This window comes from Pseudorhodoferax aquiterrae (assembly GCF_014652235.1).
GTDB classification, from domain to species: Bacteria; Pseudomonadota; Gammaproteobacteria; order Burkholderiales; family Burkholderiaceae_C; genus Pseudorhodoferax; species Pseudorhodoferax aquiterrae.
This window is the reverse complement of sequence record NZ_BMYK01000032.1, coordinates 16,621-31,822: the sequence shown is the minus strand read 5'-3', so window position 1 is coordinate 31,822 and position 15,202 is coordinate 16,621. Positions and strand designations below refer to the sequence as shown.

The following is a 15,202-nucleotide window of genomic DNA, read 5'->3' as shown; positions in this document are numbered from 1 at the left end:
ATGCGCAACGATTCGGTCCATTCCTGGCAGGGCGCAGCGTAAACTCGCCGTCCTTCGCCAGCCAGGCATGCGTCCGCATGACGCCATGTGCCGAGCCAGCCCACCAAACCCCTCCTTGGGTGAGCTCGCCATGCCTGTCCCTTCCTCTTCCCTGCGCGCCCTTGCCGGCTGCGCGTTGACGCCCCTGGCCCTGTGCCTGTCGCAGCTGGTGTGGGCGCAGGCCGCGCCTGCCGGCGGCGAGAAGTCGCTGTCCACCGTCAACGTGATCGGCTCGGTGGACCAGCTGCAGAGCCTGGACTTCTACGCTCCGAACTCCAGCGCCGTGGTTTCGCGCGAGGACATCGACGCCATGGGCAGCCGCAAGCTCGACCAGGCGCTGCAGTACCAGGCCGGCGTCGTGGGCGAGCCCTTCGGCGCGGACAACAAGGTCGAGTGGTTCAGGATCCGCGGTTTCGAGGCCTCGGTTTCGGTCGATGGCGCGCCCACCACGCCCAACGGCTTTTTCGTCGCCAAGCCCGAGATCTTCGGCTTGGAGAGCGTGGAGGTGGTCAAGGGCGCCAACTCGATGGTGTTCGGCGCGGCCAGCAGTGGCGGCGTTGTCAATCTCGTGAGCAAACGGCCCAAGAAGGTGGAGGCCCTGGCCATCAACACCGAGCTGGGCAACCGCGGCAAGCTGGGCCTTGGCGTGGACTTCAACGGCGTCGCCAACGCCGACGGCTCCGTTTACTACCGCCTCGTCGCGCAGGCGCGCAAGGAAGACGGCATGCAGCGCGGCACGGACATGGACAGCTACTACTTCGCGCCCAGCCTCACCGCGGAGTTCAGCAAGCGCACCACGCTGACGCTGCTCGCCAGCCTGCAGCGCGAGAGCGGCACGCCCACCAACGGCTTCATGCCCGGCTACGGCAGCCTGATCGACACGCCTTACGGCCGCATCGACCGCCGCACCAACCTGGGCGAGCCCGACTTCGACCACTTGAAGCGCAGCCAGGTGACGGCCGGCTGGCTGCTGCGCCATGAACTGTCCGACGACTGGGCGTTCACGCAGAACTACAAGTACACGCGCCTCAACCTCGACCAGCAGAACGTGTTCGCCTGGTCGTCCGACAACGATCGGCAGGCGCTGCGCGGCTACTCGTTCACCCAGGGCAACACCCGCAACCACTACCTGGACAACCGCGTGAGCGGCACGGTGCGCTGGGGCGACCTCAAGTTCACGCCGGTCGTCGGCCTGGACTACCTGAAGTCCGACACCGAAGGCCGGAACAACGGCTTCGGTCCGGTGCCCAACATCGACATGTTCAACCCGGTCTACGGTGCGCCGATCAGCCTGAGCGCCACGCCCTACGAGCAGCCGCTGCGCCAGTTCGGTGCCTACGCGTCCACGCAGCTGCAAGTGGGCAGCAACTGGAACTTCAACGCCGGCATCCGGCATGACCGGGCCAAGAGCAGCATGGAGGGTGGCTACGACGTGAGCCACAACAGCATCAACGCGGGTGCGATGTACATCACCTCGCTGGGCATCGCGCCCTACCTCAGCTACTCGGAGTCGTTCAAGCCGGTGCTGGGCCTGAACGCCGAGAGCAACCCCTACAAGCCCTACGAAGGCCGGCAGGCCGAGGTCGGCCTGAAGCTGGAGCCGTCCTGGCTCAACGGCGGCACGATGACGCTGGCCTACTTCGAGCTCGAAGAGAAGAACGCGCTGGCGGCCGATGCCTCCAACGTGCAGCGCCAGATCGGCAAGCGCACCAACCACGGCATCGAGTGGCAGGGCGACTTCAAGCTCGCGCGCGACACGGCCATCAAGGCCTCCTACACGCACAACGACTCCAAGCAGGACGTGAGCGTCACGCAGAGCGTGCGCACTCCGCTGATTCCGCGCAACCAGGCCAGCCTGTGGATCAGCCAGCGCTTCAGCCTGCCCGTGGCGGACAGCGCCCTCACAGTGGCCGTGGGTGCGCGCTACAACGGCTCCACGGTCGACGAAACCTACTACGCGGGCCGCAAGATCGCCGCCTTCACGCTGCTCGACCTGATGGCGCGCTACGACATCGACCGCCAGTGGGCGCTGCAGCTGAATGTGCGCAACCTGACGGACAAGACCTATGTCAGCGCCTGCGACTTCTATTGCTACTACGGTGGCGCCCGCACGGTGGACCTGCAGCTGCAGTACCGCCGCTGACCTCTGGCCGCGAACCTGCTGGTCTGCGCTGCGTCGCGGTCCAGGCCAGTGCCGATCCTGAAACTCTCCGCTTCCGATTTCTGCGTCATGCGTTCTTTCCCGCTTTCCTCCGTCCTGCGCTGCGCCGCGCTCACGCCGCTGGCCCTGTGCCTGTCGCAAGTGGTGTGGGCCCAGGCGGCCGACAGCGGCAAGTCGCTCGGCGTCGTCACGGTCAACGCCAGTGCCGATGCCTCGGCCGAAGGCCTGTCGCCGGCCTTCGCGGGCGGCCAGGTGGCGCGGGGCGGGCGTGCCGGCATCCTGGGCACGCGCGACAACATGGAGACGCCGTTCTCGATCACGGCCTACACCAACGAGCTGATCCAGGACCGCCAGGCCAGGAGCGTGGGCGAGGTGCTGCAGAACGATCCCTCCGTGCGCGTGACGCGCGGCTTCGGCAACTTCCAGGAGGCCTACTTCATCCGCGGCTTCCTCCTGGCTTCGGACGACACGGCCTACAACGGCCTGTACAGCCTGCTGCCACGCCAGTACATCGCGACCGAACTGTTCGAGCGCGTGGAGGTGCTGCGCGGTGCCTCGGCCTTCCTGATCGGCGCCAACCCGGGCGGTGGCGGTGTCGGCGGTGCGATCAACCTGCTGCCCAAGCGCGCGCCCAACGAGCCGCTGTCGCGCGTCACGCTGGGTGTAGGCAGCGGCGGCCAGGCGCAGGGCGCGGTCGATCTGGCGCGCCGCTTTGGCCCGGACAATGCCACGGGCGTGCGCTTCAACGCGGCCCGGCGCGATGGCGGCACCGCGGTCGATGGCGAGGATGCGCAACTGAGCCTGGCGGCCCTTGGGGTGGACTGGCGCAGCCGCAACGTGCGCCTGTCCGGCGACATCGGCTGGCAGGACAACAAGCTGCAGCAGACCCGGCCCAACGTGACCTTGAGCGGTGTCACGGTCGTGCCTTCGGCGCCGGACGGTCACCGCAACTTTGCCCAGCCCTGGTCGTTCTCCAACGAGCGCGACCTCTTCGGCACGCTGCGCGGCGAAGTCGACCTCGGCGACAGCATCACGGCCTGGGGCGCGTACGGCCTGCGCCGCAGCAAGGAGAGCAACTCGCTCGCCAACCTGACCGTCACCAACGCCAGCACGGGCGCCGGCACGGTCTACCGTTTCGACAACGGCCGCCAGGACCGCGTGGACACGGGCGAGCTGGGCGTGCGCGGCAAGCTCAAGACCGGCGCCGTGGGGCACGAGTGGGTGGTGTCGGCCTCACACTTCGCGCTGGAGAAGGACAACGCCTACGCATTCGATTCCCGCAACACCCGGGCGACCGGCTTGTACAACCCGGTGGCGTATGAGCTGCCGGCCTTCAGCGCCACGGCGAGCCGCGGCGGCACCGTGGCCTCGCCCCAGCTGCAGGGCGAGGTCAAGCTGACCAGCTTCGCGATCGGCGACACACTGTCGATGCTGGACGACAAGCTGCTGCTCACGCTGGGCTTGCGGCACCAGAAGCTGGAAACCATCACCTATGCCTACGGCGGAACCGGTGTGGTGACCGGGCGTGCAGACCAGTCGCGCAACTCGCCGGCACTGGGCATCGTGTTCAAAGCCGCACCGCAGCTGTCGGTCTACGGTAACTACATCGAGTCGCTGACGACGGGCCAGACGGCACCGGCCACGGCCAACGGCGCGGCCATCGTCAACGTCGGCACCGTGCTGCCGGCCTATGTCTCCAAGCAGAAGGAGATCGGCCTGAAGTTCGACGGCGGCCGCATCGGCGGCGGCGTGGCACTGTTCACGACGAGCAAGCCGCGAGCCGTCACCGGCACCGACCAGGTCTACCGGGCCTCGGGCGAGGACGAACACCGTGGCGTCGAGCTGTCGGCCCACGGCGAAGCCATGCGGGGCCTGAAGATCCTGGGTGGCCTGACCTGGCTGGATGCGAAGCAGACGTCCACCGGCTCGGCCACGACCGAGGGCAAGCGTGTGATCGGCGTGCCGCGCACGCAGGCCAGCTTCGGTGCCGAATGGGCCGTCGCCGGCGTGACCGGCCTGGCGCTGGACGGACGCCTGGTCTACACCGGCGCCAGCTACGCCGACATGGCCAACACGCTGCGCGTGCCGGGCTGGACCCGGCTCGACGTCGGTGTCCGCTACCTGTTCGAACTGCAGGGGCGTGCCGTCACGCTGCGCGCACGTGTGGACAATCTGTTCGACCGGAAGTATTGGGCATCGGTCGGTCGCTCGTCAGGCTCCTTGACCGACTCCGGCTATCTCGTGGTCGGTGGTCCGCGCAGCTTCGTGCTGAGCGCCTCGGTCGACTTCTGATCGGCGCCGACCATGCTCAGCACCCGCGCCATCCGCACCTGGACCTGGACCCACAAGTGGTCCAGCCTGGTCTGCACGGTGTTCATGCTGCTGCTGTGCATCACCGGCCTGCCGCTGATCTTCCACCACGAGATCGGCCACCTGCTGGGCACCGAGATCGAAGCGGCCGAGATGCCGTCCGACACGCCGCGTGCCGACCTGGACGCCGTGCTGCGCACGGCCATCGCGCGCCATCCCACGCTGCAGGGCATGTTCGCCTCGCAGGAGGAGGACGACGACCGCGTCTGGTACGTGACGCTGGCGCCCACGCCCGACGCCAAGGCCGGCTTCAAGCAGGTGGCCGTCGACGCGCGCACGGGCCAGCCGCTGGGCGAGCCCGCGCTCGACAGCGGCTTCATGTACATCATGCGTTCGCTGCACATCGACCTGTTCATGGGCCTGCCCGGCATGCTGTTCCTCGGGCTCATGGGCGTGCTGCTGCTGGCCTCGCTGGTCTCGGGCGCGGTGCTGTACGCGCCCTTCATGCGCAAGCTGCGTTTCGGCGAGATCCGCCGCGAACGCAGCGCGCGCGCCAAGTGGCTGGACCTGCACAACCTCGTGGGCATCGTCACGCTGGTCTGGTTCACGGTGGTCGGCGCCACGGGCGTCATCAACGCCTGGGCCGACCTGCTGGTCAAGTACTACCAGTCCACCGAAGTCGCGGCCATGCTCGCGCCGTACAAGGACAAGCCGCCGCTGGCTTCGCCCGGGTCGCTGCAGGGCGCGGTGGCCGCGGCGCTCGCGCACGAGCGCGGCATGAAGGTGGCCTTCGTGGCCTTTCCAGGCACCAGCTTCGCAAGCCCGCACCACTACGGCGTGTTCCTGCGCGGCGGCGAGCACGTCACGGCCAAGCTGCTCAAGCCCGTGCTGGTCGATGCCGCGACGAGCCAGGTGACCGACAGCCGCGAGCTGCCCTGGTACCTCAAGACGCTGCTGGTCTCGCAGCCGCTGCACTTCGGCGACTACGGCGGCCTGCCCATGCAGATCCTGTGGGCGCTGCTGGATGTCGCGACCATCGTCGTGCTCGTGACCGGTCTCGTGCTGTGGTGGCGCAAGCGCGCGCCGGCGCGCCAGGCCGGCACGGCCGCCGCCAGGGCCCGCGCCTGATGCGCCGCGCGTTCTGGCGCCTTTGGGGCTGGCCGCTCGTGGTCGGGTTGGCCAGCGGCACGGGCCTGGTCACCGCGCTGCTGTCCGACGGCTGGGGCGACTGGTGGGCCTGGGCGGGCCTGGGCCTGCCGTTGCTGCTGGCCGCCTGGCATTGGTGGGGGCCGCCGAAGGACCGCCGACCCTAGTTTTTTCATTCATCGCCAACGCAAGCCCGCAGCCGCCGCCACGTGTCTTGCTCCGAACCGACTTCTGGAGGGAGCTTTTCATGTCGCGAGACACCGCCGGCCCATGGGCCGCCACCGCTGCACTGGCCTGGCTGGCCTGCTGTGGCCACGCCGCCGCCCAGGCGCTGCCCGAGGTGCGCGTCACCGACTCGGGCAGCACCACCGAAGGCACGTACGTCACACGCACGCTGGACATCGGCAAGACCGGCCTGTCGCCGCGCGAGACGCCGCAGTCCATCAGCGTGATCACGCGCCAGCAGCTGGACGACCGCAACTTCACCAAGCTGGAAGACGCGCTCAAGTCCACCGTGGGCGTCAACATCACGCGGCTGGACGGCGCGGGCAACTACAACACCATCCAGGCACGCGGTTTCGACATCGGCGCCGTGCTGCTCGACGGCCTGCCCATCGCGCAAGGCCCCAACTACGCGACCGCGCTGGACCTGGCGCTGTACGACCGGGTCGAGGTGCTGCGCGGACCGGCCGGCTTGCTGCAGGGCGCCGGCGAGCCGGGCGGCGCGGTCAACCTCGTGCGCAAGCGGGCGCTCGGAACGCTGCGGATCGGCGCAGGCGCGCAACTCGGATCCTTCGGCCTGCGCCGGGTGGAGGCCGACCTGACCGGCCCGCTCAACGCCGCCGGTACGCTGCGTGGCCGCGTGGTGGTCGTGGAGGACCGTCGCGACAGCTTCGTCGACCTGCTGTTCTCCAACAAGCACGCGGCCTACGGCACGCTGGAGCTGGACCTCGCGCCCTCGACCACGCTGTCGGTCGGTGCCACGCGCCAGCGCGTGCGCTCCATGGTCGACCAGGGCCTGCCGGCCTACGCCACCGGCCAGCTGCTGGACGTGCCGCGCAGCACCGTGGTCGGAACGCGCGCCAACCGGCAGGACCTGGACACGCGCGATCTGTTCGCCGAGCTGGAGCACCGGCTGGACAACGGCGGCATGGTCAAGGCCGCGCTGCGCGACGTGCGGCGCGAGAACTTCTACCGCTCGGGCCGCGCGAATGGCGCGGTGGCCGCCAACGGCAACTTCGCCTTCGAGACGGTGGACCTGAAGGGCGAACTCCAGGACCGCAGCGCCGACCTGTACCTGGCGACGCCGTTCACGCTGGCCGGCCGCGCGCACCGGCTGCTGCTGGGCCTGAACCACAACCAGCGCGAGAGCGGAGAAGGCAACTACGTCTACGGCCCGCCGTCGACGGGCAACATCTTCGCGCCGGGCTACATCGACATGGCCTACCCGCAACTCAGCTTGCCGGGCTTCACGGGCAACACCAAGCGCACCGAGACCGCCTTGTACGGCCAGGCGCAGTTCGGCGTGACCGAGCGGCTGCGGCTGCTGGCCGGCGGCCGCTGGAGCTGGGCCGAGGTCGAGGTCGAGAACTACAACGGCACCGTGACGCCGCCGAGCAGGCCGGGCCGCCAGTTCACGCCCAACCTGGCCGCGCTGTTCGATCTCACGCCGCAATGGACGGCCTACACCAGCTATGCCGAGAGCTTCGTCGTGCAGAGCCAGCGCGACAGGTCCGGCCAGGTGCTGCCCGCGCGCAGTGCCAAGCAGATCGAGCTCGGACTGAAGGGCGAGTTTCTCAACAAGCGGCTGCAGACCCAGGCCGCGCTGTTCCGCATCGACGATATGAACCGCGCAATGAGCGATCCCACGGCCAGCACTGCCTACATTCCAGGCGGCGAAGTCCGCAGCGAGGGCCTGGAGCTGGAGGCCAGTGGGCAGCTGGCGCCGGGATGGGATGTTCTGGCCGGCTACGCCTACACCAAGACCGAGTACCTGAAGGCACCGACCACGCAACTGGGCCTGGCCTTCGCGCCGGCCACGCCCAAGCACGTGGTCAACCTGTCCAGCCACTACGCCTTCCGCGAAGGCGCGCTGCGCGGCTTCAGCGTGGGCGGCGGCATCTCGTGGCGCAGCAGCTTCTACGCCCAGGCCGGCAGCCTGCGCCTGGTCTCCGGCAACTACGCGCTGGCCAACCTGCAGCTGGGCTACGCCTTCAACGACCACGTCGAACTGGGCCTCAGCGTCGACAACCTGTTCGACAAGACCTACTACGAGAAGGTCTCCGGCCTTGCCAGGCAGAACTTCTACGGCAGCCCGCGCAGTGCGGTGCTGGCGCTGAAGCTGCGCTACTGAAACCGCAAGGGGGGAACATGAAAACCGCATCCGTGCTGCTCTTCGCCACGGCGGCCAGCGTGCCGGCCTGGGCCCACACCGGCGCCAGCCTGCCCGAAGTCAAGGTCACCGCCGAGGGCGAGACCGCCAGCGGCCCGGCCAGGGGCTTCGTGGCCAGGCGCAGTGCCACCGGCACCAAGACCGACACGGCCCTGGTCGAGACGCCGCAGTCCATCACGGTGGTCACGCGGGACCAGATCGAGGCTCAGGCGGCCGACTCGCTGGACCAGGCCTTCGGCTACTCGGCCGGCATCACGCCGCTGTCGGGCGGTTCGCAGCGCCGCATCTCGACCAGCTTCACGGTGCGCGGCTTCAACGTGACGGGCCAGGCGCCGCTGTACCTGAACGGCAGCAAGTTCCCGATCAACTCGCTGTCCGGCGCGATGGAGCTCTACGGCTTCGAGCGCGTTGAGCTGCTCAAGGGCCCGGCCTCGATCCTGTACGGCCAGGCCGCGCCGGGCGGCATCATCAACCTCGTGAGCAAGCGGCCCACGGCCACGCCGCTGCGCGAGGTCGAGCTGCAGGCCGGCAGCTGGAACCGGCGCCAGGCCGCGGTGGACCTGGCCGGCCCGCTGACGGAGGACGGGCGCGTGGGCTACCGCATCACGGCGCTGGCGCGCAATGCCGACGCCATGGTGTCCGGGATCGCCGACGACCGCCGGCTGCTCAACGCGGCGCTGGCCTGGAAGCTCACGCCCGACACCGATCTGACCCTTCTGGCCGGCTACAACAAGGGCAAGAGCAACTACGACTACGGCAAGCCCTACGACGGCACGCTGCTGCCCAACCCCAACGGCCGCATCGCGCGGGATCTGTTCGTGGGCGAGCCGGGCTTCGACCACTTCGACACCGAGGGCAAGACCGCCGGCTGGCTGTTGGAGCACCGGCTGAACGAGGACTGGACACTCAAGCAGAACCTGCTGGTGTTCGACTACACGGCCGACAACGCCTACGCCTCGATCGCCAGCCGTGCCGATGCCGCGACCGGCTTGCGCACGGTGAGGCGCGACGCGACGGTGCGCTACGACACCGACAAGGGTTGGAGCCTGGACAACCAGCTGCAGGGCCGCCTGCGCACCGGTCCGCTGGACCATCTGCTGCTGGCGGGCCTGGACTTCAGCGACCGCGATTTCAAGCGCGCGCAGCGCACCGGTACCGTGGCCGCGCTGGACCTGTACAACCCGGTCTACGGCAGCGGCGTGAACCTGGCTGCCACAGGGTCGCGCGCCACCGCTGCGGCGCGCCAGCTGGGCCTGTACCTGCAGGACCAGATCAAGCTCGGCACGGGATGGGTGGCGTTGCTGGGCGCACGCTACGACAAGGCGCACAACGAGGGCAGCAGCGTGTCGGCGCTCGGCGCCCGCTCGGCGAGCGACGACAGATCGCACGCCTTCACGCCACGCGCCGGCCTGCTGTACCGCTTCGACAACGGCCTGGCGCCGTACTACAGCTATACGCGCTCCTTCCAGCCGGTCTCCGGCATGGACCACCGGGGCCGCGCGTTCAGGCCGAGCGAGGGCATGCAGCACGAACTGGGCCTCAAGTACGAACCGCCCGGCACCAGGCTGCTGGTCACGGCGGCGGTCTATGAGCTGACGCAGACCAACGTCACGACGGCCGACCTGGCGCATCCGGGTTTCTCGATCCAGACCGGCGAGGTCCGCTCCCGGGGCTTCGAGCTGGAGGCGCGCGCCAGCCTGAACCGGCAATGGGATGTGACGGCCGCGCTCGGCGCGATCGATGCGCGCGTGACGCGGAGCAACACCACCAGCCTGGGCACCCGCCCGACCTCGGTGCCGCGCAACACGGCCTCGGTCTGGGTCGACCACCGTTTCGTGCTGCTGCCGGGTCTGTCCGCTGGCCTGGGCGTGCGGCGCGTCGGTGCGCAGGCCACCACGGTCGCGGGGCTCAACGTGCCGGCCTTCACGCTGCTCGATGCCGCCCTGCGCTACGAGACCGGCCCCTGGCGCTTCGCGTTGAACGTGAAGAACCTGGGCGACAAGAACCACCTGGCCGACTGCACCTATGCCTGCTTCTACGGCGACGAGCGCAATGCCACGTTGACGGCGCGCTACAGCTGGTGAGCCCCCTTTCCAACCTGAAGCCTTGAACACCATGTCCATCGCACAAGCTCCTTTCGCGCGCCGCGCGGCCACCTTGGCCGCGCTGGCCTTCGTCCATGCCCTGCCAGCCTTCGCGCAGCAAGCCGAACCCAGCGCCGGCACGCTCGGCGAGATCCGCGTGAACGCCAACGCCGAACGCGAGACCGCCACCTCGCCCGTCGTCGGCTACCGCGCCAAGCGCGCCGCCACGGCGACCAAGACCGACACGCCGCTGGCCGAGACGCCGCAGTCCGTCACCGTCATCACGCGCGACCAACTGGTCGACCAGGGCGCCACCAACCTGCAGGACGCATTGACCTACGCGGCCGGCGTGCGCTCGGACGGCTATGGCCTGGATTCGCGCGCCGACTCGGTGATGATCCGCGGCACCGAGCCCAGCATCTACCTGGACGGGCTGCAGCAGAACTCGGCCGGCTGGTACACCAGCACCACGCGGCCCGACCCCTACACGATGGAGCGCATCGAGGTGCTGCGCGGCCCGGCTGGCATGCTGTTCGGCGCCGGCACGGCGGCCGGCGTGGTCAACATGGTCAGCAAGCGGCCGCTGCAGGAAGTGCAGCGCGAAGTCGGCGTGCAGTTCGGCAGCTGGGGCCGCAAGCAGGTACAGGCCGACCTGACGGGGCCGCTGTCCGAGCAATGGTCCTACCGGCTGGTCGCGCTGCACCGCCAGGCCGACACCCAGGTCGACCATGTGCCCGACGACCGCACGCTGGTCGCGCCTTCGCTGGCCTGGCGGCCCGATGGCGCCACCTCGCTGATCCTGCAGGGCTTCTGGCAGAAGGACAAAACGGGCAGCACCTCGCAGTTCTTCCCCTGGGCCGGCACGCTGCTGTCCAACCCGAACGGCCAGCTGCCCACCAGCCGCTTCATCGGCGAGCCGGGCGACGGCTACGACAGTGACCGCAAGTCCTTCGGCTGGCAGTTCGAGCACCGCTTCAACGACCAGTGGACGCTGCGCCAGAACCTGCGCACGTCGCGCAACGAGAACGACTCGGACTACTTCTACGCCAACTTCTTCGGCAATGGCGCCGACGTGCCGCCGGGCGGCTGGAGTGTGGACCCGGTCAACCAGCGGCTCATCGAGCGCATCTACAGCCGCACCATCACGCGCACCCGCATGACCGGCGTGGACACGCACGCCGAAGGCCGGTTGCAGACCGGCGCGGTGCAGCACACCCTGCTGACCGGCTTGGACTATTCGCGCCAGCGCGAGCACAAGCGCCAGGGGGCTTACCAGTACAGCGTGATCGATGCCTACGCGCCGGTCTATGGCGTGGATGTGCCGGACCGCGGCAACCTCGTGGACCAGCCCGGCACCACGCAGCGCAACATCGGCGTCTACCTGCAGGACCAGATGAAGCTGGACCGCTGGATTTTCGTGGCCGGCCTGCGGCACGACCGCGCCACGGCCAGCACCGATGGCGGGGCCAAAGAAACCACGACCGCGACGACCAAGCGCCTGGGCCTTATGTACGCCTTGCCCGCGGGCTGGTCGCCCTACCTGAGCTACACGGAGTCGTTCACCCCGCAGGCCGGCCAGACCGCGGCCGGTGGGCTGCTCAAGCCCTTGCGCGGCGAGCAGGTGGAGGCGGGCGTGAAATACCTGCCCGAAGGCGTTCCCATGGCTTTCACCGCCTCGGTCTACCGGCTCAAGGAGAAGAACCGCACGATCGGCGATACAACCGATCCGCGCTACGGCGTGCTGCTCGACGAGACGCGCAACAAGGGCGTGGAACTGGAGATGAAGACCACCGTGGCCAGGAACACGGATGTCATCGCGCACTTCAACTACACCGATGCGGACGAGAAGCTCGGCGGCATGCCGCGCCGCCAGGCCGCCGTGTGGGCCAAGCAGCGCTTCGCGCTCGCCGGCATCAGCGGCTTCTCGGCCGGTGCAGGCCTGCGCTTCATGAGCAGCTTCACCGACCAGTCGGGCGGCAGTTCCGGCCCGCGCGTGCCCTCCGTCACGCTGCTGGACCTGCTGCTCGCCTACGACACCGACACCTGGCGCTTCGCGCTCAACGTCAACAACGCCACCGACAAGACCTATGTGAGCACCTGCCTGTCGCGCGGCGACTGCTGGTGGGGCGCGCGCCGCAACGTGGTGGCCAGCGCGACCTACCGGTTCTGAGCTTCAGGCGGCGGCGATCTGCTGCAGGCCGTCGGGGTCCGGCAGCAGCAGCTGTGCGCCGCTCTGCAGCACCAGCCCGCGCTCGCGCAGCTGGCGCAGCACGCGCGAGAAGGTCTCCGGCGCCATGCCCAACTGCGCGGCGATGGTGCGCTTGCGCTGCTGCAGCGCGATGCGCACGCGGCCGTCGTCGGCCCGGCTGGCGTGCTGCAGCAGCCACTGGGCGCAGCGGGCCTCGGCGTCCTGCACCAGCAGGGCCAGCGCGGCCTCGGCCTGGCGGCGCTGCGCCAGCGCCATGTCGACCAGCATGCGGGCGGCCGCCTCGGGCAGCGTGGTGTGCCATTGGCGCAGCACGGTGGCGGGCACCGTGCGCAGCGTGACCGGCGTCTCCGCGACCCAGTCGCAGGGCGAGGGCCGGTTCAGCAACGCGCAGGCCGCATCGAGCCAGCAGGGCGCCTCGAACTGCACCAGCCGGCGGCGCAGGCTGCCGCGTTGCAGCAGGCCCGCCACGACGCGGCCCTCCTGCAGGTACAGGGCGGCCTGCGGCACGGCCTGGCGCGCGGCCAGCAGCGCGCCGGCCGGCGCATGGCGGGGCGTGGCGTCGAGCAGGAGGGCGGCAGGCAGGGGCATGGCGCAACTGTGGACCAGCCCGGCCGGGCCGGATTTGCGCTAGCGCAAGGATTGCGTATTCAGGCCGCGGGCCAGCCGATGCGGCCCTGGCCCAGCTGGTTCAGCCGGTCGCGCAATGCGGCTGCGGCGTGGTCGGCCACCTCGAAACGCATCTGCACCAGCGGCCCGTGCTCCACGGCCAGGCCGCGCACACCGGCCGCCTCGAGCGCGCGGCGCACGCCGCCTTCCAGCGCATAGGGCAGCAGGCAGGCCAGCGGCTGCCAGCGCACCAGCGCCACCTTGTCGGCCAGCAGCAGGGCCTGTGCCACGGCATCGGTGTAGGCGTGCACGAGACCACCGGCGCCCAGCTTCACGCCGCCGAAGTAGCGCACCACCGTGGCCAGCACGCCGTCCAGGTCCTGCTGGCGCAGCACGTGCAGCATGGGCCGGCCGGCGGTGCCGCCGGGCTCGCCGTCGTCCACCGCGGCCGAGTCGCCACCGGCCAGCAGCGCCCAGCACACATGGGCTGCGCCCGGGTGTTCGGCGCGCAAGGCGGCCACCACGCGCAGCGCCTCGGCGCGGTCGGCCACGGGCTGGACCTGGCCGAGGAAGCGGCTCTTCTTGATGACGAGTTCGTGCTGGACGGTGCGGGCGATCGACTGCGGCATGGGCCGAGCTTACCCAGCGCGGCCTGGCGGTTTCAGTACAGCGTGGCGCGCTGGCGGGCCGGCAGTTCGCGGTCGTAGCCCGCGCCGTCGAAGCCGCCCTGCGTGAGCGCCGACAGGATGGCGCCGGGCGTGGGCAGATCCAGCTGCGCGCGGGGCGGTGCCGTTTGCCACAGTCCGCTGCGCTGGATCGCGCGCGCGCATTGGAAGTAGACCGACTGCACCGCGATCTCCAGCACGCAGAACGGCCGCTTGCCCTGCACGGCGAAGCGCGTCAGCAGGTCCGGCGCCGTGCGGATGCGGGCGCTGCCGCTCACGCGCAGCGTCTCGCCCAGGCCGGGCACCAGGAACAGCAAGGCGACGCGCGGATCGGTCAGGATGTTGCGCAGGCTGTCCGCGCGCTGGTTGCCCCGGCGCTCGGGCAGCAGCAGGGTCTTGGCGTCCTCGACCACGGCGAAGCCGGGGGCGTCGCCGCGCGGCGATGCGTCCAGTCCGCCGGGGCCGCTGGTGGCCAGCACCGCGAACGGCGCGGCCTCGATCCAGCGGCGGTACAGCGGATGCACGTGGTCGATTTCCTTGTGCAGGGCGGCCGGGCTCGTCGGGCCCAGCAGGGCCTGCAGCTGTGCGGCGGTGTGCAGGGGGTCGGGGGTGGTGTCCATGGCGCCATGGTGGCCGGCAACAGGCACGGCGGCAAACGAGATCGCGGCCCGCCATGCGTGAGAAGATGTCACGCATGGCCTCCCGCATGCCGCCGCTCAACGCCGTACGCGTCTTCGCTGTGGCAGCGCGGCACCTGAGCTTCACGCGCGCGGCAGCCGAGCTGCATGTCACGCACGGCGCCGTGAGTCGGCAGGTGCGCGCGCTGGAGGATTTCCTGGGCACGCCGCTGTTCGAGCGCCGGATCCGCCAGCTGCTGCTGACGCCGGCCGGCCAGCGCTTCCATGCCGAGGTGGAACCTGCGCTGGCGCAGATCGCGCTGGCCGCGCAAGGCACGCGCGGGCCGGCGCCGGCGCAGTCCGTGCGCGTGAACGTGCGCCCCTCGTTCGCAGTGCGCTGGCTGATCCCTCGGCTGCCCGGCTTTGTGGCGCTGCACCCGGACATCGTGCCCCAGGTCGTCACCAGCACGCAGACGCCGGGCGCGGTCGGCGCCGAGCCGTTCGACCTGGCGATCCGACGCGGCCTGGACGGCTGGCCGCCAGGCTTGCGGCTGCAGCCCTTTCTCGAGGACGAGGCCCTGGTCGTCGGCGCGCCGGCCCTGCTGCGCGAGCGGCCGGTGGCCACGCCGCAGGCCCTGGCCGCCCATGTGCTGCTGGCATCGCATTCGCGTGGCGAAGACTGGGCGCGCTGGCGCCGCCTGGCCGGCCTGGCGCGGCTGCGGCCGGCCGGCTGGCTGCACTTCGACCACCTGCATTTCGTGCTGCAGGCCGCGCTGGACGGCTTGGGCCTGGCACTGGCGCCGGCCAGCACCGTGGTGCAGGACCTGGCCAGCGGCCGGCTGCAGGCGCCGCTGCCGGCACTGTGCTTGCCGCTGGAGCGCTACTACATCGGCCAGGCGCCCGATGCCGGGCCGGCCGCACAGGCCTTCCTGGCATGGCTGGAAGACGGGGCGGGCGCATAGCGCGGCGCGGC

Annotated in this window: 11 protein-coding genes; 8 read left to right on the top strand and 3 right to left on the bottom strand. The window is 70.1% G+C overall.

The window, feature by feature from the left end:
• The first annotated feature begins 130 nt into the window (after window positions 1-130).
• From IE209_RS29070 to IE209_RS29040, 7 genes are all read left to right on the top strand, one after another.
• Window positions 131-2,182 (top strand): TonB-dependent siderophore receptor, encoded by a 2,052-nt coding sequence (locus IE209_RS29070; RefSeq protein WP_189690375.1) that lies wholly within the window; start codon window positions 131-133, stop codon window positions 2,180-2,182.
• Window positions 2,183-2,269: 87 nt separating this feature from the next.
• On the top strand, window positions 2,270-4,492 hold the full coding sequence (locus tag IE209_RS29065; RefSeq protein ID WP_189690374.1) for a TonB-dependent receptor: 2,223 nt from the start codon (window positions 2,270-2,272) through the stop codon (window positions 4,490-4,492).
• A 12-nt stretch (window positions 4,493-4,504) separates the two neighbouring features.
• Window positions 4,505-5,638: a PepSY-associated TM helix domain-containing protein gene (locus IE209_RS29060; RefSeq protein ID WP_189690373.1), complete on the top strand. Its 1,134-nt coding sequence runs from the start codon at window positions 4,505-4,507 to the stop codon at window positions 5,636-5,638.
• Window positions 5,638-5,823, top strand: a complete 186-nt coding sequence (locus IE209_RS29055) for a hypothetical protein (protein WP_189690372.1) — start codon at window positions 5,638-5,640, stop codon at window positions 5,821-5,823. Before IE209_RS29060 ends, IE209_RS29055 begins: the two co-directional genes overlap by 1 nt.
• A gap of 80 nt (window positions 5,824-5,903) precedes the next feature.
• Window positions 5,904-8,009, top strand: a complete 2,106-nt coding sequence (locus tag IE209_RS29050) for a TonB-dependent siderophore receptor (protein WP_189690371.1) — start codon at window positions 5,904-5,906, stop codon at window positions 8,007-8,009.
• Window positions 8,010-8,026: 17 nt separating this feature from the next.
• Window positions 8,027-10,132 carry a TonB-dependent siderophore receptor gene (locus tag IE209_RS29045; RefSeq protein WP_189690370.1) on the top strand — a complete coding sequence of 702 codons (2,106 nt, stop codon included), beginning with the start codon at window positions 8,027-8,029 and terminating at the stop codon, window positions 10,130-10,132.
• Between the two features lie 31 nt (window positions 10,133-10,163).
• Entirely contained in the window at window positions 10,164-12,302 is a 2,139-nt protein-coding gene (locus IE209_RS29040; RefSeq protein ID WP_189690369.1) for a TonB-dependent siderophore receptor, read from the top strand.
• Window positions 12,303-12,305: 3 nt separating this feature from the next.
• Here the strand turns inward: IE209_RS29040 and IE209_RS29035 are convergent, their stop codons facing one another.
• Genes IE209_RS29035 through IE209_RS29025 form a run of 3 tightly spaced genes read right to left on the bottom strand, consistent with a single transcriptional unit; the run spans window position 12,306 to window position 14,232 of the window.
• Entirely contained in the window at window positions 12,306-12,929 is a 624-nt protein-coding gene (locus tag IE209_RS29035; RefSeq protein WP_189690368.1) for a Crp/Fnr family transcriptional regulator, read from the bottom strand.
• A 59-nt stretch (window positions 12,930-12,988) separates the two neighbouring features.
• On the bottom strand, window positions 12,989-13,576 hold the full coding sequence (locus tag IE209_RS29030) for an IMPACT family protein (RefSeq protein ID WP_189690367.1): 588 nt from the start codon (window positions 13,574-13,576) through the stop codon (window positions 12,989-12,991).
• Window positions 13,577-13,608: 32 nt separating this feature from the next.
• Window positions 13,609-14,232, bottom strand: a complete 624-nt coding sequence (locus tag IE209_RS29025) for a pyridoxamine 5'-phosphate oxidase family protein (protein ID WP_189690366.1) — start codon at window positions 14,230-14,232, stop codon at window positions 13,609-13,611.
• A 74-nt stretch (window positions 14,233-14,306) separates the two neighbouring features.
• Here IE209_RS29025 and IE209_RS29020 point away from each other — a divergent pair, with 74 nt between their 5' ends.
• Complete coding sequence (locus tag IE209_RS29020; RefSeq protein WP_189690365.1) at window positions 14,307-15,191, top strand: LysR substrate-binding domain-containing protein; 885 nt, start codon at window positions 14,307-14,309, stop codon at window positions 15,189-15,191.
• Window positions 15,192-15,202: the final 11 nt, after the last annotated feature.

Coding starts and splice junctions, on each gene's coding strand:
- IE209_RS29040 (WP_189690369.1), top strand. CDS start 10,164: ATGTCCATCGCACAAGCTCCTTTCGCGCGCCGCGCGGCCACCTTGGCC.
- IE209_RS29060 (WP_189690373.1), top strand. CDS start 4,505: ATGCTCAGCACCCGCGCCATCCGCACCTGGACCTGGACCCACAAGTGG.
- IE209_RS29050 (WP_189690371.1), top strand. CDS start 5,904: ATGTCGCGAGACACCGCCGGCCCATGGGCCGCCACCGCTGCACTGGCC.
- IE209_RS29020 (WP_189690365.1), top strand. CDS start 14,307: ATGGCCTCCCGCATGCCGCCGCTCAACGCCGTACGCGTCTTCGCTGTG.
- IE209_RS29070 (WP_189690375.1), top strand. CDS start 131: ATGCCTGTCCCTTCCTCTTCCCTGCGCGCCCTTGCCGGCTGCGCGTTG.
- IE209_RS29055 (WP_189690372.1), top strand. CDS start 5,638: ATGCGCCGCGCGTTCTGGCGCCTTTGGGGCTGGCCGCTCGTGGTCGGG.
- IE209_RS29065 (WP_189690374.1), top strand. CDS start 2,270: ATGCGTTCTTTCCCGCTTTCCTCCGTCCTGCGCTGCGCCGCGCTCACG.
- IE209_RS29030 (WP_189690367.1), bottom strand. CDS start 13,576: ATGCCGCAGTCGATCGCCCGCACCGTCCAGCACGAACTCGTCATCAAG.
- IE209_RS29045 (WP_189690370.1), top strand. CDS start 8,027: ATGAAAACCGCATCCGTGCTGCTCTTCGCCACGGCGGCCAGCGTGCCG.
- IE209_RS29025 (WP_189690366.1), bottom strand. CDS start 14,232: ATGGACACCACCCCCGACCCCCTGCACACCGCCGCACAGCTGCAGGCC.
- IE209_RS29035 (WP_189690368.1), bottom strand. CDS start 12,929: ATGCCCCTGCCTGCCGCCCTCCTGCTCGACGCCACGCCCCGCCATGCG.